Origin of the sequence: Methanomicrobium sp. W14, from assembly GCF_017875315.1 — an archaeon.
Taxonomy (GTDB): Archaea; Halobacteriota; Methanomicrobia; order Methanomicrobiales; family Methanomicrobiaceae; genus Methanomicrobium.
This window is the reverse complement of the sequence record NZ_JAGGMM010000003.1, coordinates 86,097-106,940: the sequence shown is the minus strand read 5'-3', so window position 1 is coordinate 106,940 and position 20,844 is coordinate 86,097. Positions and strand designations below refer to the sequence as shown.

The 20,844-nt window shown below is 44.3% G+C and carries 15 protein-coding genes and 1 CRISPR repeat array; of the genes, 11 read left to right on the top strand and 4 right to left on the bottom strand.

Annotated elements, in window-relative coordinates; all coding sequences use genetic code 11:
- Window positions 1-41: 41 nt before the first annotated feature.
- Complete coding sequence (locus J2128_RS09775; RefSeq protein ID WP_209691069.1) at window positions 42-908, bottom strand: Rossmann-like domain-containing protein; 867 nt, start codon at window positions 906-908, stop codon at window positions 42-44.
- A gap of 194 nt (window positions 909-1,102) precedes the next feature.
- Here J2128_RS09775 and J2128_RS09770 point away from each other — a divergent pair, with 194 nt between their 5' ends.
- The 4 genes from J2128_RS09770 to J2128_RS09755 all read left to right on the top strand — a co-directional run bounded on the left by J2128_RS09770 (window position 1,103) and on the right by J2128_RS09755 (window position 6,647).
- The gene (locus J2128_RS09770; RefSeq protein ID WP_209691067.1) at window positions 1,103-1,954 is read left to right on the top strand and encodes a class I SAM-dependent methyltransferase; all 852 of its coding nucleotides are present in this window, start codon (window positions 1,103-1,105) and stop codon (window positions 1,952-1,954) included.
- A 131-nt stretch (window positions 1,955-2,085) separates the two neighbouring features.
- Window positions 2,086-2,997, top strand: a complete 912-nt coding sequence (locus tag J2128_RS09765; protein WP_209691065.1) for a proline iminopeptidase-family hydrolase — start codon at window positions 2,086-2,088, stop codon at window positions 2,995-2,997.
- 231 nt (window positions 2,998-3,228) lie between these two features.
- The gene (locus tag J2128_RS09760) at window positions 3,229-4,950 is read left to right on the top strand and encodes a formylmethanofuran dehydrogenase subunit B (RefSeq protein ID WP_281069300.1); all 1,722 of its coding nucleotides are present in this window, start codon (window positions 3,229-3,231) and stop codon (window positions 4,948-4,950) included.
- Window positions 4,947-6,647 carry a formylmethanofuran dehydrogenase subunit A gene (locus tag J2128_RS09755; protein ID WP_209691063.1) on the top strand — a complete coding sequence of 567 codons (1,701 nt, stop codon included), beginning with the start codon at window positions 4,947-4,949 and terminating at the stop codon, window positions 6,645-6,647. The genes J2128_RS09760 and J2128_RS09755 overlap by 4 nt, the downstream gene beginning before the upstream one ends.
- A 51-nt stretch (window positions 6,648-6,698) precedes the next feature.
- Here the strand turns inward: J2128_RS09755 and J2128_RS09750 are convergent, their stop codons facing one another.
- Window positions 6,699-7,475 (bottom strand): TrmB family transcriptional regulator, encoded by a 777-nt coding sequence (locus tag J2128_RS09750; protein ID WP_209691061.1) that lies wholly within the window; start codon window positions 7,473-7,475, stop codon window positions 6,699-6,701.
- A 192-nt stretch (window positions 7,476-7,667) separates the two neighbouring features.
- On the opposite strand from J2128_RS09750, the gene J2128_RS09745 reads away from it, so the two are divergent.
- Window positions 7,668-8,894: an MFS transporter gene (locus tag J2128_RS09745; RefSeq protein ID WP_245323600.1), complete on the top strand. Its 1,227-nt coding sequence runs from the start codon at window positions 7,668-7,670 to the stop codon at window positions 8,892-8,894.
- A 208-nt stretch (window positions 8,895-9,102) separates the two neighbouring features.
- Window positions 9,103-10,182 (top strand): PepSY domain-containing protein, encoded by a 1,080-nt coding sequence (locus J2128_RS09740; protein WP_209691057.1) that lies wholly within the window; start codon window positions 9,103-9,105, stop codon window positions 10,180-10,182.
- Window positions 10,183-10,260: 78 nt separating this feature from the next.
- Here J2128_RS09740 and J2128_RS09735 read toward each other — a convergent pair whose 3' ends face one another.
- The gene (locus J2128_RS09735) at window positions 10,261-12,051 is read right to left on the bottom strand and encodes a radical SAM protein (protein ID WP_209691055.1); all 1,791 of its coding nucleotides are present in this window, start codon (window positions 12,049-12,051) and stop codon (window positions 10,261-10,263) included.
- The gene (locus J2128_RS09730) at window positions 12,048-13,169 is read right to left on the bottom strand and encodes an ABC transporter substrate-binding protein (RefSeq protein WP_209691053.1); all 1,122 of its coding nucleotides are present in this window, start codon (window positions 13,167-13,169) and stop codon (window positions 12,048-12,050) included. The genes J2128_RS09735 and J2128_RS09730 overlap by 4 nt, the downstream gene beginning before the upstream one ends.
- 382 nt (window positions 13,170-13,551) lie before the next feature.
- Here J2128_RS09730 and J2128_RS09725 point away from each other — a divergent pair, with 382 nt between their 5' ends.
- The 5 genes from J2128_RS09725 to J2128_RS09705 all read left to right on the top strand — a co-directional run bounded on the left by J2128_RS09725 (window position 13,552) and on the right by J2128_RS09705 (window position 20,838).
- Window positions 13,552-14,184: a PH domain-containing protein gene (locus J2128_RS09725; RefSeq protein WP_245323597.1), complete on the top strand. Its 633-nt coding sequence runs from the start codon at window positions 13,552-13,554 to the stop codon at window positions 14,182-14,184.
- A gap of 70 nt (window positions 14,185-14,254) precedes the next feature.
- Window positions 14,255-14,440, top strand: coding sequence for a hypothetical protein (locus tag J2128_RS09720; protein ID WP_209691051.1), 186 nt, complete (start codon window positions 14,255-14,257; stop codon window positions 14,438-14,440).
- Between the two features lie 34 nt (window positions 14,441-14,474).
- Window positions 14,475-15,686 (top strand): gephyrin-like molybdotransferase Glp, encoded by a 1,212-nt coding sequence (gene glp / locus J2128_RS09715; protein WP_209691049.1) that lies wholly within the window; start codon window positions 14,475-14,477, stop codon window positions 15,684-15,686.
- Window positions 15,680-17,533: a molybdopterin biosynthesis protein gene (locus J2128_RS09710; RefSeq protein ID WP_209691047.1), complete on the top strand. Its 1,854-nt coding sequence runs from the start codon at window positions 15,680-15,682 to the stop codon at window positions 17,531-17,533. Before glp ends, J2128_RS09710 begins: the two co-directional genes overlap by 7 nt.
- A 266-nt stretch (window positions 17,534-17,799) precedes the next feature.
- Window positions 17,800-20,034: a CRISPR direct-repeat array (repeat unit 37 nt; unit sequence CTTGAAGAGTTACATCCAATAAAACAAGGATTGAAAC).
- A gap of 219 nt (window positions 20,035-20,253) precedes the next feature.
- Window positions 20,254-20,838 (top strand): TetR/AcrR family transcriptional regulator, encoded by a 585-nt coding sequence (locus J2128_RS09705; RefSeq protein WP_209691045.1) that lies wholly within the window; start codon window positions 20,254-20,256, stop codon window positions 20,836-20,838.
- Window positions 20,839-20,844: the final 6 nt, after the last annotated feature.

The window sequence follows — 20,844 nt, the reverse complement described above, 5'->3', positions numbered from 1 at the left end:
TTGTATCGTTACCATGTCCGGACAACCTAAAATTAAATTATTCAGAAGCATCCGGTGTTGTATTTTCTCTGGTGTTTTCTCAACGCCATCTCCATGTCAGGGGCGTTTAAAACGTCGTGCTCAAACCTTTCCGGGTCGCTTATTGCAACAGACATAGCTATATTTACGTTGTTTTCAAAGAGGACGTCCGGGATAAGCTGGGCGCTTGACCCGTATATGGCTCTGATTCTTGCGTTCTTTGCATACCCGAAGACCTCGTCGAACGTGCCGTTTACAAGAGTGGACCCGGTAATAAGAGCGACGTCGGCGTTTTCAAGGACCTCTCTGTTTTCGTCCGCCGGGTGAACGGTAATCCCAAGAGGGCCTTTAATTATGCTGTCCCCGATAATTGTAGTCTGAAACGTTTCGGCAGGTCTTTGATCTGTAACATGAAGCTCTTTGCAGCGCCCGGCATAGCTTTTTACAAGGCCTCCGTATCCGACTATTACAAGGTTATCAGTTGGCTTTACCATCTCCTTTACCTCAAATCCTGTTTTGTAGCCTTTTGAGTTTAGCATCTCATCGGTTACAAAAGGCTGGGACAGGGCGTTTAGGGATGCAAGTGCTATCGAATGCCTGCTTAAAAGGTCGTCTTTCATCGTATCTTCTGCGACTTCAAAAAGCGACTTTCCTATATACGATTCCAGGAGACTTATGTCCTGTGCGGTTTCATCGTTTCCGTAAAGGGGGTTGTTGTCCTGAAAACTCATTGCAACACCGCAGCATTTTCTGGTTCCTATAACAGCGTTCCAGCCCGGATTTATGCCGAAATACTTTGCAACAGGGACTGGCACATTAATCCTTTCGTATTCTTCCTTAAGTTTTTTCAGGCCTTTTTTCAGTATTGCCTGCGAACCCGACTGACTCATTTTTATCTGGCACCTCTTTTATATTTTATACTGGATTATTCTGGTTAGTTTGATTATTGCCTGTTTTATACAAAACAATTGAACAATTTAAATTTGTTAAGTGGGATATATAACTAAATCCATTTTTGTTCATTTCCTGCCCAAAAAAAGCCGGAACGGCAGTAAAGGATTTTAAAGTAAAACAAGAAGGCCGTATGATGATTGATATATCAGATATAGACTGGAATTTTGCGTGGAATAATCCCGGACCCGGTCACAGTGGAAATATTACAAAGTGCACCGACCGCTGGACAGATATAAAAAGATGCAGGAGGTTTAACGAGTCCGCAAAAGAGGACAATTACAGAAAGTCTCAGGCACGGATAAATGCAATGGACGTTACGCGTGACTCAGTTATTCTTGACGTCGGTGCCGGACCGGGGACGCTTGCAGTGCCTCTCTCAAAAATTGCACGCAGGGTGACTGCTGTTGAACCGACTCCGGGGATGCTTGAATGCCTCAGGGAAAACATACGTGAGTCAGGTATAGACAATATAGACATAGTTGAAAAAAGGTGGGAGGACATAGACCCGAAAACCGACCTTATGCCGGAATATGACATTGTCGTCGCCTCTTATTCACTTGGATTTCCTGACCTTATGGAGGCACTCTTAAAGATGAACGAGGTCTCGCGAAAATACGTCTATATATTCTGGTTTGCCGATATGCAGTCCCCGTGGAGGAAAAATTATGCTGAAATTTGGGAGCCTCTGTTCGGGGTTCCTGCAAGAAAGAATAATCCCCCGAATATCGTATTCAACCTTTTGAACCAGGCTGGAATTTATGCAAATATTGAAGTTTCAAAAGAGGAGCAGATAACGAAATTTCGCTCACTGGATGATGCCGTAGGAGACCAGGGTGCAGGGCTTAAACTGAAAGACGACACCCAGTACGAAATTCTCAGAAATTATCTCCGGAAAAAGCTCTGCCGTGAAGACGGCGGTTATGCATTAAAAACCGTTTCCTACCAGAGCAAAATATGGTGGGATAAGGAAATTCAGGTTTAATGGCTTTTACAGGAACGCGTTGCTTATGGGGAATCAGATTTATACTGGTTGTCCGGAAAGATCTGGTTATGATGAAACTGTCGTTATAATCCTCATAATGAGTGGTTTTGAATCTGTACAATTGTGATATTATGGAATACGACTCATCAAAGGTTAAAATAACCCTTGCCGAAGAGGACCTGATTGAGGGCTTTATCAGGACGACAGGAGGTCAGGTCTGGTTTAAAATCACCGGAACAGATAAAGAAAAGACTTCTCTTCTTCTGCTTCACGGAGGTCCGGGTGCGTGCAGCGACTATTTTGAACCGCTGTCAAAACTCTCCAGGGAAAGACCGGTTATTTTTTATGATCAGCTTGGATGCGGAAATTCAGAAAAGCCTGGTGATATGTCACTTTATTCAGTTGAAAATTATGTCCGGGAGGTTGGTGAGGTAAGAGGTGCACTGGAGCTTTCTGAGGTGCACATTCTCGGCCAGTCCTGGGGAGGCGGTCTTGCAGCGGTTTATGCGGCTTCAGGAAAAGCGAACGGTATAAAAAGCCTTGTTCTTTCGTCTCCGCTTCTTGATACGAACCGGTGGATAGACGATCAGAAATCCTATCTTTCAGAACTTCCAGGGGACGTCAGGGAAAATATCCGCATTGCAGAAGAGACCAAAGATTATGATTCGAAAGGATACCGGGATGCAATGGATTTGTACTACTCTCTGCACTTATGCAGGCTTAATCCCTGGCCGGATATTCTTGTGAAGTCATTTGAAAAAACTTCGGCAGAAGTTTACATGTACATGTGGGGTCCGAGTGAGTTTACATGCACGGGAACCCTGAAGTCGTTTAACCTGAGCGAAGAATTAAAAAGGATTGAAATGCCTGTTCTTTTTATATGCGGCGAATATGACGAGGCAAAGCCTTCATCAATGGAGTATTTCAGAAAATTCGTAAAAAATTCAGAAATTGTCGTTATTAAAAATGCGTCGCATATGGCTCATCTGGAGAAAAAAGATGAATACCTGGGGGCATTAAGAAGGTTTACGGGGACTCTCTGATTTTTAAGGAACTGATAACCTGAATTATTATTAAAAATCAAATGTCTGCCTTATTTTTATAATTGCCCCCTGAAATCTATTAAAATGGAAACATTTATTCCATTTGATAGCGGACAGAATGATTAACTACTCGTATTTAACAGAATACGGCGTAAGGGGATTGAATTTTTTTATGGGGTATACAGGCGTTTATCCTGGCTTTCGGGCTGAATATTCCCGGGAGGAAGGGTATTGAAACTTTTGATGACAAGCGGCCGTACAATAAGGCAGGGAGAACAGCTGTATTACAAGGATCAGCCCTCATATGCGGCCCAGACTTCCCTGTGCTATATCAACCCGGTAGACCTGGCATTTATCGGTGTTGAAGAGGGGGACCTTGTGCGTATAAAAAGTGTCGAGGGGGAGACCGTTTTTAAGACTGTCTCGACGACAGATGTAAGGCGTGGAATGGTTTTTATTCCGTGCGGTCCTCATGCCAATTTTATTATTCACTCAAAGACGCACGGGACAGGTGCCCCTGACTACAAATGGCTTGACGTTGATGTAGTCCCGGCTGAAAACGGGGACAGAATTCTTTCGGCATGGGAAATTCTTGAGGCTGAAGGGGGTCTCAGATATAACAACACTGACCCCGGCTGCCCCACGAAGTCAGAGAATGGCGACTGCGTAATAAATGATGTCGTCTGCCCTTTATGCGGGTGCCTGTGCGATGATATCACGCTGACGATAAAAAACAACGAGATAACAGGCGTCGACAACGGATGTGCACTTTCAAGCGGGAAATTCCTTGCAAAGCACAGGCTGAAGCAGCCGATTATGAGGACCGGTTCAGGCTGGAAGAACATCACTTATGACGAGGCCATCCGTTACACTGCCGATATGCTTCTTGATGCCCAAAGGCCGCTTCTTTTCGGCTGGTCGGGGACCTACGGGGAAGCACAGTGCATGGGAATCTCAATTGCGGAGATGATAAGCGGAGTAATAGACAACTGCTCTTCCATATGCCACGGCCCTTCAATTATGGCTATACAGGAGGCCGGACACCCCGGATGCACACTCGGGCAGATAAAGAACAGGGCGGATCTTATCGTTTACTGGGGGTCAAACCCGATTGAGTCGCATCCCCGTCATATGAGCAGGTATTCCATGTATGCCGACGGGTATTTCCTGCACGACGCCTTCCGCGACAGAAAGATGATTGTCGTTGATATCAGGAAGACCGATGTAGCAAAGAACGCCGACGAATTCATCCAGATAAAGCCCGGTGGTGATTATGCCGTGTTTTCGGCACTTCGTGCTATAGTCCGGGGAAGAGCCGACGTAATCCCGGATATGGTGTCCGGCGTTACAAAAGAGAAGCTTGTACGTGTCGCCGATATGTGCATGAATGCAAAGTTCGGTGTGTTTTTTACCGGCATCGGTCTCACCGAGTCGCCGGGCAAGTACAAAAACGTCAAAAACGGAGTAGAACTTGTTGACGAGTTGTGCAGGCATACGAAATTCACACTGACTCCTATGAGGGGACACTGGAACGTCTACGGGACGAACCAGACTTTCACGTATATGGGGGGATACCCTTATGCAATCGATTTTTCAAGGGGAACGGCGTTTTACAACCCCGGGGAGACTTCGGCTGTAGACCTTCTTGTAAGAGGTGAAGTTGATGCATGCGTCATCATAGGAAGCGATCCGGGAGCACACCTGCCGAGAAAGTGCAACGAGAGGCTCTCGAAAATCCCGTGCGTTGTAATAGACCCTTTCCCAAGCATGTCGACTGCTACGGCTAACGTGCAGATACCTGTTGCGATGTGCGGCGTTGACTGCGGGGGGACTGCGTACAGGCTTGATGCAATACCCCTGTGGGTTAAAAAGGTCATGGATTCCCCGCAGCAAAACGACCTTGAGGTTTTGACTAAGATACGGGATATTATCGCGGAGGCGAAAGGGAAATGAGCGGAATAATACTGAAAAACGCCTTTGTCATCGACCCCCTGAACAACGTTCACGGGGAGGTTATGGATATCCCTGTCCTGGACGGAAAAATCGTTGAATCTGCCGGTCCCAATCCCGGTGTCATAGACCTCAAAGGCAGGCTTACGCTTCCGGGAGGCATCGATTCGCATACTCATATCTGCGGGACGAAGGTGAACTTCGGGAGGTACATGAGCCCGGAAGATATGAGGGCAGGAAGGGAGAAGGCCTGCCCGAATATGCATGCGGTCTCCGGGTACAGCGTTCCGACGGTATATGCGAACACCTATCGCTACAGTGCTATGGGGTATACCACCCTTCTTGAAGGTGCAATGGCCCCGATGGGTGCACGCCACACCCATGAAGAGTTCCGACGGATGACTCTTCAGGACACGATGGCAAACACTCTTTTCGACGGCAACTGGTCTGTGATGGAGGCGGTTCATGATAAGGACTTAAAAAAGGCTGCGGCAGTTGTCGCGTGGACAATCTCAGCCGCAAAAGGGTTCGGGCTGAAACTTACGAACCCGGGGGGGACCGAAGCCTGGGGCTTTGGCGGAAACGTATCCTGCATTCATGAAAAGGTCCCGCATTTCGACGTGACTCCGGCAGAGATTATCGACTACATGATACGTGCCAACGAACTTTTGAAAATGCCCCATTCGGTTCACCTCCACTGCAACAACCTAGGAAAACCTGGCAACTACAAGTGCACGCTTGAGACGATGAACAGGACTCCTGACCTCAACAAAAACCGCCAGACCCTCTATCTTACACATGTGCAGTTCCACTCCTACGGGGGTTCTTCATGGAAAGATTTCTGCTCAAAATCCGACGATATCGCATGGATGGTAAACCGTAAACCGCAGCTTGCAATAGACATGGGGCAGGTGATGTTCGGAAAAACCACGACGATGACTGCGGACGGGCCGATGGAGTTCAATCTCTACAGGCTGTATCACAACAAATGGAGCAATCATGACGTCGAGCTTGAGACAGGTTCTGGTGTAATCCCTGTATATTACAGCCGCAAAAACCTTGTGAATTCGATTATGTGGGCTATAGGACTTGAACTTGCACTCCAGGTCAAAAACCCGTTGCAGTGCATGCTTACAACCGACAACCCCAACGGTGCACCATTTGTAAAGTATCCCAAGATTATGGCACTTCTGATGAGCAAAAAGTACAGGGACTCTGAGTTCGCACGTGTCCATCCTGATACGGAGAAGCGTGTCCTTCTGCATACGCTTGACCGGGAGCTTGACTGGTACGAGATAGCCGTTATGACGCGTTCTGCGCAGGCGAAGGCTCTCGGGATAGTTCCGCTTGGGAAAGGTCACCTCGGCGTCGGTGCTGATGCGGACATTGCGGTATATCCTATAAAGGTTAATGAAACCGACCCGTCTGTTGAGTATGACAAGGTAATCAAAGCTTTTTCAAAGACTGATTATACGATAAAAAAAGGTCTTGTGGTTTCAAAGGAAGGCAAGTGCCTTGTGAACGGCAGGAATACTACTTTGTGGGTGAAGCCCGAGGTCCCGGACGAATACAACATAGAGCACGACCCGGAGTTTTTAAAGAAGTTCGAGCGGTATTATACGGTAAAGCTGAGCAACTACCCGGTCCGGGAAAGTTTTCTCCACGATAACTACTGCATAAAAACAAAACCGGATTTCTGAACCTTTATTTTCTCTCAGTAAAAAAACAGTTTATTTTTTGTTTTTTGTCTGTTATTCTGAATTATCGGGTTTTGGTTTCTCTATTTCCCTGATGTTTTTGAGCAGTGTTTTTGAAAGGTAAACAGCGTGGATGTCGTTTGAAAGGTATACACCCTCGAGGTTGTCTTCATTTTCAAAAACAAGGAGTGATTCGTGCCTGTCTGCATAGATTATGAGTTTTATTATTCCGTTGTCCGAAACTCCTTCTGGCAGGTCAAAGAATGAAGTTTTAATGTCCTTATCCCCTATGTAACATTTTCCGGGTGTAAGTTCTGCGAATTTTTCGTCGCTTACTATAGTGTACACCCTGATGCGTTTCTGTGTGCGTATTATGTCTTCAGAGCATCTTTCAAGGAATATAGGATCATTGCACAGGATTATCATCTCGCATTTTGCCCTCGCAAAAATCAGGCGGATCTGTTTTTCAATGGACCATTCGGTTCTCAGGTCATATGCCTTTAATACCATGTCGGGCCTTTCCTTCTCAAGGGTCTGAAGTCGCGAGCTTATACTGTCAAAAAACCCCCCAGTTTCGCGTTTGAGTCTGTCAAAAGTCTTAGTAAGGTCGATTGCACTGTAGCGTGCGGGGTTTCCGGGCGATGAGACAATAAACCTTTTTTCGGTCAGGGATGAGAGTGTTTCATAGACTCTTCCGCGCGGTATTTTTGTTATTTCATGAATTTCACGTGCGCTTGCCACCCTGAGTGCAATAAGAATAGTGTACGTCTTTGCCTCATACTCGCTCATACCGGTTTTTTTCAGGTCTTCTATCAGTGATTCGTCAAACACGGTCAGTATCCCACGTAAAAATTATTTTGAATATAGAATTTCTGTTTATATTATAAAATGGTGCTCCTGTTGTCAGGAGCAGTACATATTTATCAGAACAATTTTTAACAAATAACCATGCAGGTATCATTTATTCATTCAGTGTTCAGGCCGGCAAGATTTCAGCCTACCAAATGGACCCTTGCATTTTTAATGCTGTCATCAATGCTAATCCTTATGGGTGGTGCGGCAGTTGCGCCTTCTCTTCCGCTTATAAGCGACTCGTATCCTGAAGCTTCGGAATGGATGATCTCGATGATAATAACCCTTCCGTCTCTTTCGGTTGCGTTTTCAGGATTTATAATAGGAGTCCTTGCGGACAGGATAGGGAGGCTTCCGGTTCTTGTCAGTTCCCTCGCAATATTTACCCTTGCAGGAACGTCCGGGTTTTACCTTCATTCGCTTGAGGCAATACTTATAGGAAGATTTATCCTTGGTATAGGAATTGCAGGAATTGCAACAGGGACAACGGCTCTTATAACCGATTATTACAAGGGTATGACTAAGACCCGCGTTCTCGGATATCAGGGAGCTGCAATGGGAGTCGGAATCCTTGTACTTGAAACAAGCGGCGGTCTTCTTGCAGGTATTTCCTGGAGGATATCTTTTCTGATATACCTTATCGGGCTTTTCATAATGGCCGGAGTTCTTCTGACGATGAAAGAACCGGAAAGGGCACAGACACCTGTCTGCGACATTAATAAGGATAAGGCAGGTTCAAAGCATTCAGGTAACCCGGAGTGCGAGTTTATCCCGTACTCCACGATTATAATGATATATATGACCCTGTTTCTGACAATGCTGATGTTCTTTCTGATGCCGACGAAGTTCCCGTATTTTATGTCTGAACTTGCGGCAACAACAGGTCTTACGGAATCAGGCGGAATCTTTGCGAACGCTTCCCTTGTAAGCGGTCTGTTCCTTGGTCTTATGGGATGTGCCTCATCAATTATAGGCGTCATATACTGGAGAATCGCAGCGAAAATGCACAGGATGTCAATTCTTGTGTTATCGTATTTCATGTACGGCTCTGCCTTTATAATTCTCGGGTATTCCAGTTCGCTTGCTGTTGCGGGAATTGCAGTAATTCTTGCAGGTATAGGAAGCGGACTCGTCAATCCTACAATATTAAACTGGCTGACATTTGTGACCCCCCAGCATGTGATGGGCAAAATTATGGGAGGGTTCTCGGTGGCCCTGAACCTGGGGCAGTTTGTGTCTGCACTGATAGTAGTTCCTATTCTTGCTGCGGTAGGGACTTACGGCAACATGTTTATCGCATACAGCGGTCTGTCGATATTCCTCGGTGTCCTCTATCTTATAGGTTACCTGAAAATGAAGGTGGCAGTCAGGCTCTCTTCTGCCGATAAATGCAACTGAATTTTTTAAACTCAGTTTTATCCATAATTTTTTACAGTTTAGTCCTTTTGCCTCTTTTTTAAAAGCCTAAAAAGACGGTCTTTTTGCTAAGGCCTATTCCTGATTTTAAGTCCGTCAGTTCGAACTTTGTCAGAGAAATGGGATATATTCACAGGCAATATATTGCCTGATAAATTTTGCAGTCCATAAATCCCCCAAGTGAAAAGTTATGAAAAAATCAAAGTACAACCAATATTTTCCGGTATTTTTGCTGATTATAGCTTCAGTTTTAATTTCCGGGTGCACATCCGCTGACGGTAATACTCCTGCAACGGAAACACCAAATGTTGAGCCAACAGAAGAACAAGGTTATTCCGGTCATGCAGGAAATTCGTCTATGAAAGTTTTCTGGCCTCAGACAGAGAGTGAGGTTTCTTTACCTTCTTATAGTGATGAAGAAAAACAGTCACTTATTGAAGAGGCAAAAAAGGAAATATTAAGACTTTTTCCTTACGTTGCAGAGGAAAGTATTGACAGAGCTAACATTTCCTGGAAAACGCAGTCCTATAACAGCTACAGGTCACCTTCTATAATCTTTGAAGACATTTTTGAGTCTTATCCTGGAGAAAACAGATATGTTGAAGTCGATTATGACCCGGAAAGGAAGATGGTCAGCGCCTATCTGCCGCACAGGGGAATAGTTCTCCCGAATAGTAATGAATCTTTTGTTTCAGATGAAGAAGCAAAAGAGAGAGCACTGGATTTCTACAAAAAAGCCCTGGGAGACGAGTACAGGTACCATGAAAACGACTTTATCACCACAGACAAAGACGATCCGTGGGAAGGGATAATTCCTGATACATTGTATGTAAGAATTTCCACAAGGTACAAAGGAGTTGTTTATTCCCTGGACCAGACATGGGTGGATTATGATCTTAAGCATGACAAGGTTGAGACCTATGTCAACAGTCAGGGAAGCCATGACATCATGTCTCAGGTAACTACGCTGTCTCCCGAACCGGATATCACTATTGATGAAGCCAGACAGATTCTTGAAAATTACCTTAAGGACAAAAACGGCGGTGAAAATGTTTCTATTGAATACTGCCCGCGTTACGAGTATGAAGAGTTTCCCAACCTTCTCTGGGACGATGCTTTAGTAAAAGATATTGATGTTGAAGACGGGTATATGAGAAGTCCTTTTAAACTAGTATGGGAACTCCCTTTTATTACCCCGGATAACAACAGGATGCATTACATGACAATTGACGCACATACCGGTGAAATCATACTTTTTGAAAGTTTTTGAACAACCGCATCTGTAAGCGGATAAAATTACCAAAACACTATTTACTATTTTGTGGAAAAATTGTAAAAATGGGTTTACTTAGGCACTTTCGTTAGATAATCCCTTAATGTGCTTTTTTCCTGTCGGTGAAAAAAACGACCTGTTCGGGTGGACCTGGTTGTAGTCAATGCCATAGAACTTTTTAAAAAATTCAGAACTCTCTTTTTTCATGTCAAACGAAAATATTTCCGGGTGAAGTATATTTGCAATCTCCATTAAACCGAGGACCCACCTCGGACTTCCGAAGTCCCATCCCGGTGTAATCGTGTAAATTCTGTTTTCAAAAACTGCTTTCGCCTCAAGTCCGTTTTCACTGCACAGCCTGAGATAATCCTTCTGTGACGACGAGAAAAGGCCTGAGACAAGTATTATCCCGGGGCTGAGTTCTCTGAACTCTTCAGGTGTGATGTTTACTCCGGGCTTTCCCTCGCGTTCTATTGACCTGTTTACTCCGATTCCGCCTGCACATTCAACGAGGTCTATTTCAAACCTTCCGGCGTTGAGTGCAAAAAGAGGTGTTCCCATGCAGTAGTATACACGTTTTTTTGGGGCGTTTTTTGATTTTTCCGATATGAAGTCGGTTTTTTCCTTCAGGTAGTCCGTGAGAGCTCTTCCCTCGTCCTCTTTGCCCGCTCTTTCTGCGATATCGGCTATCAGGTCAAAGTAAGTGTCAATGCCGTTTATCTTTTCGTGAATACTGCCGATAAACTCCTGTTTTGTTACGTCCCTGAACAGCTGCTCTTTTTTGTCGTCGCTTAAGTCTCCGAGGCAGACAGCAATTGCATGCACCATCTCAAGTGCACGTGTGGGCCTGTAGCCGCCGAGCATCCCTGATTCCTCGAACATCTCTTCAGAAGTCTCTCCTTTTATTGAAATTGAAGCGCCGCAAAAACTGCATTTACCAGGGTTCTTCTGGTATGACAGCGTCTTTGCACCCATAGGACCGTGAAACTCACGCGAAAAGAGCACTTTGCCGCATCCGGGGCATTTTGTGTTCAGCCATTTCGTTCCGGGGGTATTGAAAAGGTAGACGTAGTCCAGTTTTTCGGAAAGTTTGGCGCACAAATCTTCAGCCTCGCTTATGGAGGGCTCCATTGATATGTCGCAGTCCCCGAACGGGATAAAACGCATCACCTGAAACGGGATTTCCCTGGAAATGGCAGCAACCCTTTCGGCGGCTTTGAAAACCTCGTCCTCAAAGCCCCTTATATACATTATGGAGGTCTCGCAGTGGACGCCTGAATTGTAGAAAGCCCCGAGATTTCTGAACGGGGGCACCGAGCCTTTAAGCGCCCTGCACTCTCTGTACCTTTCATCCGATGACCCTTTAAGCCCGAGATTTACGAAATCAAGGTACGGCAGGATTTCATTTGCTGATTCTTCAGTAAAGTAGCCGTTTGTCGAACAGCCCGCAAAAAGGCCTTTTTGTTTTGCAAGGACTGCCACCTTCTTAAACGACGGCAGGGAAACCGATGGCTCGTTTAGGCAGAACGAGATGCCTATGCAACCTTCATCGACAGCCTTTTGCACTATTTCTTCTGCTGACGCCTTTTTCATCGATACCGACAGGTCCTTTGTGTCCCTGCAGAAGATCTCGGATACGCAGCCTTCACATGAAAAGTTACACCCGATTGTGCTTATCTGGAGAATCTTCGAGCGCGGGTGCCAGTGAAGGATAGGCATGGTCTCGATTGATATAGGCATCATGTTCATCCACATGTCGGGAAAACGCTCTTTTATTTCGCCGCAAAAATTTGTGTACATTTTGCAGATCCCCGATTCTCCTTCGGGGATGCTGCACCTGTTCTCACAAAATGCGCATTGCGTCATTGTTTTCCGCCTTCACCTGAACTGTAGGGGACGCCCAGCATGAGAGTCCGGAGTTCGTCGTCGGAGAGGTCGTAATGTAGAAACTCCGAGTAGAACCCGCGTGTCAGTGATTCAAGGTCCACATCACTGAAAAGGTCAGGGTACAAAACTTTCGCAGTCCAGGGGATTCCCAGGATAGTGCTTGCGCCAGGCGGTCTGTCAAACCAGCAGAAAGGTCCTCTCGGGTTGTAGTATACACGTCCGTTTTTGACTGCGTCAAGCTGGCCCCAGACCGAATCGTTTAATATTTCGTCATAGCAGTTTTTCTGGTTGCATATTATGACGTCAGGGTTCCAGCTTAAGACCTGCTCCATTGAAACTTCTGTCTGGCCCATCTGTCCGCCCTGCTGGGTTATGTTGGCCACGTTTATTCCGTTGCACAATGAAATCAGCCTGGCGTGGTCGGTTCCGGCAGTATCTGTTGAAAGACCTGACGGGGTCTCAGCGTAGTATACTTTTGTGCGGTTCTCTCCTGAGATGTTCTGAATGCGTGATTTTACGAGTTCTTCCATTTCATCGTGGAATTTTATAAGTTCCTCAGCCTTTTCTCCGGTTCCCAAAAGGTTGCCGACTTTTGTTATCGTGTCGTCAAGTACTGACAGGTTTCCGGAATCGTAGATTCCTACGACAGGCACGCTGCCGAAGTTTGCCTGCTTTTCTTCAAGACTGGTTGTATCGGACTTGTCGGTCGTGTCATACGTTGTCTCGTAGATTACAAGGTCCGGGTTTGCCGCAAGCATGGTCTCGTAGTTTCCGCTCCAAAGCCCGAACCATCCACCGATAACCGGGAGTTTTGCATATTTTTCCGGCATATTGGTAGTATCCGGTTTATTGTTCCACCCCAGGAGCCTGTCAGGGGCAAGCATATACACAAGTGTCGTTGTCGTCGGGCAGGTTGAGATTACTCTCTGGGGGTCTGCCGGGACTTCAAGTGTCCTTCCGAATTCGTCAGTGTAGGATACTGTCTTTGAATCGTTGTAACCTGTGTTTTCCGATGATGTGCAGGCTGCCGAGGTAATCAGCAGAAATAAAACGAAAAAAACGCACAATACGGAACAAATCATGTTTTTTCTGGTCATTAATTAATCCTCTCCCAAATACCTGCCGGATTTTAAGGAACAGCGGAAGGTGTAACAGAAATAATCTGAAAATCAAAAAAAATGCCTTCTGTCGTTTTCCCGTTAAATCCGGTTGAAGCCACTTAAAAAGCCGAAAGCCTAAAAATGCAAAAATTCTGCCGGTTATCACCATAAAGGCACTTTGCATCGCTTTTTATTATTTCAGGCTTTTAAAAGGCTTCTAAATTACCGGTAATCCAGTGATAATTTACATTTAAATCTTTATTTTCCTGAATGTATAATGATTATCATTTATGCGCCGACTGGATAAAGTAAATATTATTAACTTAACCTAAAACACCGGAGACTCAAAATCATACGCATAATACTCCGGATATCCTGCATGCTTATATACTTAAATCAGAAAGAGTCTTTCATGGAGATGATTGAGCTTTTAAAGGATTTTAAGCCTGCAAAACAGTTCAGGTTGTATAACGGGATATTGACATGCTTTTATATTTTTGTCATATGGCTTTGTTTTGCATGGATTGTATTCATAGACGAGTTTATGTTCCTGAATGTGTTTATTGCGGGTCTGCTTGTCATATTGCTTGTTATAGGGATAGTCTGGAATATTCTTTATTATGATTCCATAGTCTATCACCTGAATAAAACCGAAATGACATGGAGGAGGGGTGTCTGGTTTAAACAGACAGGTATTGTCCCGTACACCAGAATAACCAACGTGGATATCGTGCAGGGCCCTCTTATGAGAATGTTTGAAATTTCGAACCTGAGAATCCAGACTGCCGGATATTCTGCGCAGAAGGTTGCGGAAATAAGCATCAAAGGGATGGAAGAGCCTGAACCGCTGCGTGAGATGATAATGGACTTTGTCAGGGATGACGTCTCTTTATCTGCGGCAACAGGCGGAGGGGATGCGTCTGCAAAGAAAAGACTTCAGGGATCAGATCAGGAAATCACGGAAGAACTCAAAAAAATCAGGCAGATTCTTGAAAAAATCGCAGAAAAATAACTTTTTACTTTTTTTTATTGTGTTCACATAATCACGTAAACTCTAATTTATTGTAAATTAATAATGATATATGAACTCGGAGTACAAAGAGAAGATCTCGGGGATATTCAGTTGCGAGGGGATAGGCTCTGTAATAACATGTACACAGGCTCTTTCAATATCCGGAAAATACGGGATTCCTGAAGAGGATATAGGTAAATTCTGCAACACGAACGGTATCAAGATTCGCGGCTGCAAGCTTGGATGTTTTAAGTAAATAGAATAATAGCCCGTTTTTTGAGAGTTGGTCCATGTCTAAAGATTTTTTGAATCTGATAAGCGTAGAGGAGGCGGTGAAGATTGCAAAAAGCATTGTCCCCGTTATCGGGTCGGAGCCGGTTGCTCTTGAGGATGCCGTGGGAAGAGTCCTTTCTGAAGATGTGCATTCGGATATAAACATACCCGGTTTTGACAGGTCATGGAAGGACGGCTATGCCGTATCTGCCGCCGAAACGGTGAACGCGACTGTCAGTATGCCTTCAATGCTTAAGCTTACGGGACGTATCCCGATGGGAGCAGGGGAGAGGATGACAATGGGTGCGGGCGAATGCCTGAATATTCCAACCGGCGGCCAGATGCCAAAAGGTGCTGATGCCGTCGTAATGGTCGAGTACACGGACGAGGTAGAAGGTGACGTCCTCATAAAAAGGCCGGTTGCACCGGGGGAAAACGTTGTTTTGGAAGGTGAAGACTTCTCAGAAGGTGAGCTTGTCTTTGCAGAGGGCCGCGTGCTTTCCGCTTCCGATATAGGAGGCCTTGCAGCAGTCGGTGCATCCAGGGTATCTGTCCGAAAAAAACCTGTAGTTGGAATAATATCGACAGGAATAGAAATTATTCCGGTTGATGAAAAACCCAAAGCCGGTGAGGTAAGGGACGTAAATACATATCTTTGCTCTGCATTTGCAAAAAAGCACGGCTGTATCCCAAAACACCTCGGAATTGTCAGGGATGATGAAAAGGCCATGAGGGACATTTTAAGAAATGCTCCTGCTGAATGTGACTTAATCCTGGTATCCGGAGGAAGTTCAAAGGACATAAAGGACGTTACGGCAAGAGCGGTTTATTCCGAAGGAGAAGTCCTTGCTCACGGCGTCATGCTTGCGCCGGGAAAACCGACGATAATCGGAAAAATTAAGGATACACCTTTAATAGGAATCCCCGGTCATCCTGCGGCGACATATATGGTCCTTTCTGTAATTGTGAGGCATCTTTTAAGAGAAATGACGGGAATTTTGAAGGAGAACGAATCCGTTGTAAAGGTTAAGCTTGCGGAAAGCCTCCCCTCGGAGAAGGGAAGGGAGGAGTATGTCCGTGTCAGGATAACGGATGAAAACCTTGCCGAGCCTTTGTTCGGAAAATCCGGTATACTGAACACTCTGGTTAAAAGCGACGGCGTCATCCGGGTTCCGGGAGGAAGGGAAGGATATGAGGCAGGCGATGAAGTGGAGGTATTTTTGTGGTGAAAAGATACCTCTCGCAGGTAAGTCTCGATGATGCAGTGTCAAAGGTTCTCTCGTCCTTTGACGAGCCAAAGTCCCGCGAAACGGTTTCACTTAAGAATTCCTGCGGCCGTGTTCTCCGTGAACCTGTTTATGCCGGTTATCCTGTCCCGTGTGTAAATACTTCAGCAATGGACGGGATTGCGGTCAAAAGCGCTGAGACCGTAGGTGCATCGGAGCAGAACCCTGTAGCACTCGGAAAAACTCTGCGTGTCAATACCGGTAATTTCGTTCCGCCCGAATTCGACTCTGTCGTGATGATAGAGGATACCTGGGAGAAGAACGGCGTTTACTCGGTCAGGAAAGCCGCAAGGCCCTGGCAGAATGTACGTCCGGCAGGAGAGGACATAAAGAAAGGCGAACTTATTGCACCTGCGGGCCACAGGATGAGAGCTTTTGATACCGGAGCGTTCGGGACCTACGGCATAAAGGAGCTTTGTGTAAGAAAACTTTCGGCCGGCCTTGTCCCGACCGGAAGCGAGCTTGTAGAGATTGGAAATGTCCCAGGGCCCGGCCAGGTCGTTGAGAGTAACATTCCTATGGCTTCTGTATGGTTTTCCGAAAGAAAGGTTGACGCACGTTGCTACCCGATAACACCTGACGACCCTGAAATGATAAAAAAAGCTGTTGAAAAAGCCGCAGTGGAAAACGATATTGTAATTGTCTCTGCCGGGTCCTCCGCGGGGACCAAGGACTTTACGGCGGGTGCGATATCGGAACTTGGTGAGCTTATTTTTCACGGCATCGCGATAATGCCCGGAAAACCCATGATCCTCGGCAAAGTTATGGGAAAACCTGTAATCGGCCTTCCGGGTTATCCGATATCTGCGCAGGTCGTATTAAGGGAGATTGTGGGGCCTCTTCTTGACAAATGGGGTTTTACAGGTCCCCTGTCCGGGAAGATTGACGTTGAGCTTTCTTCTGATATTACATCAAATGTAGGCTATGATGAGTTTGTGCTTCTCTCGGTTGCGGAAAAGGACGGCAGGTACCTTGCAGCCCAGCAGTCAAGAGGTGCGGGCGTCCAGATGGCTTCAGTCAGGTCCAATGCATTTCTCCGTGTGCCGTCGCGGCTTGAAGGGTACCCGGCCGGTGAAACGGTGAGCGTTACTCTTACCCAGGGAAAAAGCTATGCTGACGGGTCACTTCTTGTTACAGGAATGGCAGACCCTGCACTTGGCGTTCTTTCGGGGATTTTAAGAAAGTCGGGTGTTGTGCTCCACATTGGAAGTTCGGGGAACATGGGGGGTGTCATTGCGCTTAAAAAGGACGTCTGCCACTGTGCACCAATGCATATTCCTTCACCGGACGGTGAGTACAATATAGAGCAGGTGAAACGCTACCTTCCGGAAACGAAGGTGAGCCTCTTGTGCATAGCCGGGATAAGCTACGGGATAGCATCCAGAAACAACCTGTCATTAAAGGATGTCGCAAAACATTCGTTTGTAAACCAGCCCCCCGGTTCAGAGCCCCGGATACTTTTTGACAGGGCAATATCGGAAGAAAAGATATCATCCGAATTGGTTGAAGGCTATGACAAAGTCCTCAACAGCGAGACTGCCGTTGCAATGTCAGTCCTGAACGGCGACTGCGATGCAGCTTTTGTATCTTACCAGTCCGCAAAGGTCTATGGCCTTGATTTTTCTCCGGTGTCCTATGCAAGGTATGAGTTTGCAGTACGCGACTCCGGGCTTTCTGATGAAAGAATAAAAAAGCTTGTTGAAGCCGTTTCATCGGATGAGTTTAAAAGTGCACTTAAAAATTCCGGCGGCTATGATGTATCGGTATCAGGAAAAATGAGGTCTGTATAATGTGTATATGAACGACTGTCTGTAAAATACCCGGATTCATTAAATATATCTTTTTCCTCTTTTATTGCATATTTTTTTTTGCAGCCGTCTATTTTTCAATTGTCTATTTTCAGTTTGGTTTATTTATCTGTAAGATCTATTTACTCATATAGAAGGAGTTTTTCTTATATTTATAAAGGGTTTGATAATTTTGCCAGAAGAAAACACAACCATAATTTCGGGCAAGAATCAGAGTTTATACGTTAAAATAAGGAAAATTGCCTGCTCTTGAAGAGTTACATCCAATAAAACAAGGATTGAAACTACAAGCGGCAAGGAAGATTCTTGAAAGAGAAAAAATCTTGAAGAGTTACATCCAATAAAACAAGGATTGAAACGGCATAGGCATGTTTGTCTTTTTCATGATCTTTTCTTCTTGAAGAGTTACATCCAATAAAACAAGGATTGAAACATACTATTGCAATTACTAAAAAAGCTTTTGAATCAGGCTTGAAGAGTTACATCCAATAAAACAAGGATTGAAACACCGAGGCAGCTATAAGAAGAGCAGCACAAAAAAGATCTTGAAGAGTTACATCCAATAAAACAAGGATTGAAACTCCATATTTGAGGACAAAGAACAATACGCAACTACTATCTTGAAGAGTTACATCCAATAAAACAAGGATTGAAACATGACTGGTGCAGATATCATATGAAAACCGCCGTCCCTTGAAGAGTTACATCCAATAAAACAAGGATTGAAACTTTCGTGGAGCAAAGCGTATGAAATCTATGGTATTGACCTTGAAGAGTTACATCCAATAAAACAAGGATTGAAACGAAGGTTTAAATGCGCTTGCGTCATTTGGATGTATAGCTTGAAGAGTTACATCCAATAAAACAAGGATTGAAACTCATGCCCGATCCGGCGAATGCTACATACGAGTATGTCTTGAAGAGTTACATCCAATAAAACAAGGATTGAAACATTCTATGCTTCTCTTGAATTCTCTTATGTTTGTCTTGAAGAGTTACATCCAATAAAACAAGGATTGAAACTAATCTTCTTTCATTTTAATTCTCCTTTATATCTATTACTTGAAGAGTTACATCCAATAAAACAAGGATTGAAACTGCGTTGCTCTTGAAGGCTTTTCAGAGATGAATTTCCTTGAAGAGTTACATCCAATAAAACAAGGATTGAAACTTCTTATCCATAAATAATAATTCCTGTTCATTGCAACTTGAAGAGTTACATCCAATAAAACAAGGATTGAAACTCGATTCCGACGATATGCATAATCTCTCTTCTGGCTTGAAGAGTTACATCCAATAAAACAAGGATTGAAACGTCAACGCGAGTATAAACATATATCTTTGGAGAATCTTGAAGAGTTACATCCAATAAAACAAGGATTGAAACCCCGTCCGGAAACATTCATATTTAATTCGCGTGGGCCTTGAAGAGTTACATCCAATAAAACAAGGATTGAAACTAGAGATAAATCTAGACGACCAGAGCATTTCAGGAAAACTTGAAGAGTTACATCCAATAAAACAAGGATTGAAACTTCTTTCTTCAAGTTCGTTTAGTTTCTTCCATACTCTTGAAGAGTTACATCCAATAAAACAAGGATTGAAACACTGCGATTCCCGCAAGTTTGCAAACCTCGACACTTTCTTGAAGAGTTACATCCAATAAAACAAGGATTGAAACTTAGCTGTTTCATTGTTACGGCTGTATTTGCTGATAACTTGAAGAGTTACATCCAATAAAACAAGGATTGAAACATATACACCACTATGGTGTATCTAAAGAAGGTGAACTTGAAGAGTTACATCCAATAAAACAAGGATTGAAACTACAGCGCATAGAGATCGCTCTGTATCACGCTTTCCTTGAAGAGTTACATCCAATAAAACAAGGATTGAAACCTGCTTCATCTGCCTCTTCTTTTGCCTTACTGATATCCTTGAAGAGTTACATCCAATAAAACAAGGATTGAAACTTGGAACTCGTAGCACGAGAGGGGGCCGGGCGGAACTTGAAGAGTTACATCCAATAAAACAAGGATTGAAACGAAACAAAATCAATTATCTGTGGGTCAGATGACGGTCTTGAAGAGTTACATCCAATAAAACAAGGATTGAAACACGGTTTGTCCTGGGACTACAAAGGCACTTACCCGACCTTGAAGAGTTACATCCAATAAAACAAGGATTGAAACTAGACAAGTTCTGCAGCCTCAGCAGGAGCCGCAGGCTTGAAGAGTTACATCCAATAAAACAAGGATTGAAACTAGAGCGAGCGTAATTTAGTATTATGGTGAACCAGCTTGAAGAGTTACATCCAATAAAACAAGGATTGAAACTAATTTCTTTCCCGGTTTTCATTTCCGCAACTGCATTCTTGAAGAGTTACATCCAATAAAACAAGGATTGAAACCGAACAGTAAAAACTCTTTGGTGAAGGTTAAGCCTACTTGAAGAGTTACATCCAATAAAACAAGGATTGAAAATCATGATGATAACTCCTTTGCCCTTTTTTTATTCCTGCCCTTGTGAATTTTTTTCATGACAGATTTCAATTTTCAGTATTTCCAATTCTTTTTCCATAATTTTTATAATACTGTTGCAATTCTGCAACAGAGAGAAGGGTTAAAAAATGAGTGAGTGATCACTCATTTATACTATGAAATACGAGATTATTTTATGTTCCTGTTGTGGGGAGGTTTGTTTTGAGCAAAAGATTGTCTGAAAAAAAATATGAAGACCTGATGAGAGCTGCGGTTGAACTTTTTTCCAGACAGGGTTTTCATGCTACTCCTGCGCAGCAGATTTCAGACCTTGCAGGTGTATCAGTAGGAACGTTGTTCAAATATTTCGGGACCAAGGAGAATCTGATTGACACTTTATACTTCTCTATTCACCAGACATTGTCAGAAGTTGTAGAAGAGGCAGTTAGTTCAGCAGATTCCGTTGAAGAGAAGATAAAAAACGCCAAACGGCAGGTATTAATCTGGATGTTTAAAAACCCGGAAAAAACTCTTTTCTTTGAAAATTTCTCTTCTTCATCAAGTATTACTAAAAAAGCAAAAGAAGAGGCACTGGACAAGTTTTCAGTCCTTGATGACCTGTATCAAAAAGCAGTTTCCCGTGGAATTATAGTTAAAACCGATAAAGAGGTTTTTCTGGCAAATTTCTGGTACCCGAATTTTATGCTTATAAACCTGTACACAATAGGCAGGCTTAGGAGTAATATTGAAGAGATTATAGAACAGTCAACCTCATCGATGTGGTCCGGAATCGGGCGAAATTTATGAAAAACG

Coding starts and splice junctions, on each gene's coding strand:
- J2128_RS09740 (WP_209691057.1), top strand. CDS start 9,103: ATGAAAAAATCAAAGTACAACCAATATTTTCCGGTATTTTTGCTGATT.
- J2128_RS09770 (WP_209691067.1), top strand. CDS start 1,103: ATGATGATTGATATATCAGATATAGACTGGAATTTTGCGTGGAATAAT.
- J2128_RS09725 (WP_245323597.1), top strand. CDS start 13,552: ATGCTTATATACTTAAATCAGAAAGAGTCTTTCATGGAGATGATTGAG.
- J2128_RS09765 (WP_209691065.1), top strand. CDS start 2,086: ATGGAATACGACTCATCAAAGGTTAAAATAACCCTTGCCGAAGAGGAC.
- J2128_RS09735 (WP_209691055.1), bottom strand. CDS start 12,051: ATGACGCAATGCGCATTTTGTGAGAACAGGTGCAGCATCCCCGAAGGA.
- J2128_RS09775 (WP_209691069.1), bottom strand. CDS start 908: ATGAGTCAGTCGGGTTCGCAGGCAATACTGAAAAAAGGCCTGAAAAAA.
- J2128_RS09720 (WP_209691051.1), top strand. CDS start 14,255: ATGAACTCGGAGTACAAAGAGAAGATCTCGGGGATATTCAGTTGCGAG.
- J2128_RS09755 (WP_209691063.1), top strand. CDS start 4,947: ATGAGCGGAATAATACTGAAAAACGCCTTTGTCATCGACCCCCTGAAC.
- J2128_RS09730 (WP_209691053.1), bottom strand. CDS start 13,169: ATGACCAGAAAAAACATGATTTGTTCCGTATTGTGCGTTTTTTTCGTT.
- J2128_RS09745 (WP_245323600.1), top strand. CDS start 7,668: ATGCTGTCATCAATGCTAATCCTTATGGGTGGTGCGGCAGTTGCGCCT.
- glp (WP_209691049.1), top strand. CDS start 14,475: ATGTCTAAAGATTTTTTGAATCTGATAAGCGTAGAGGAGGCGGTGAAG.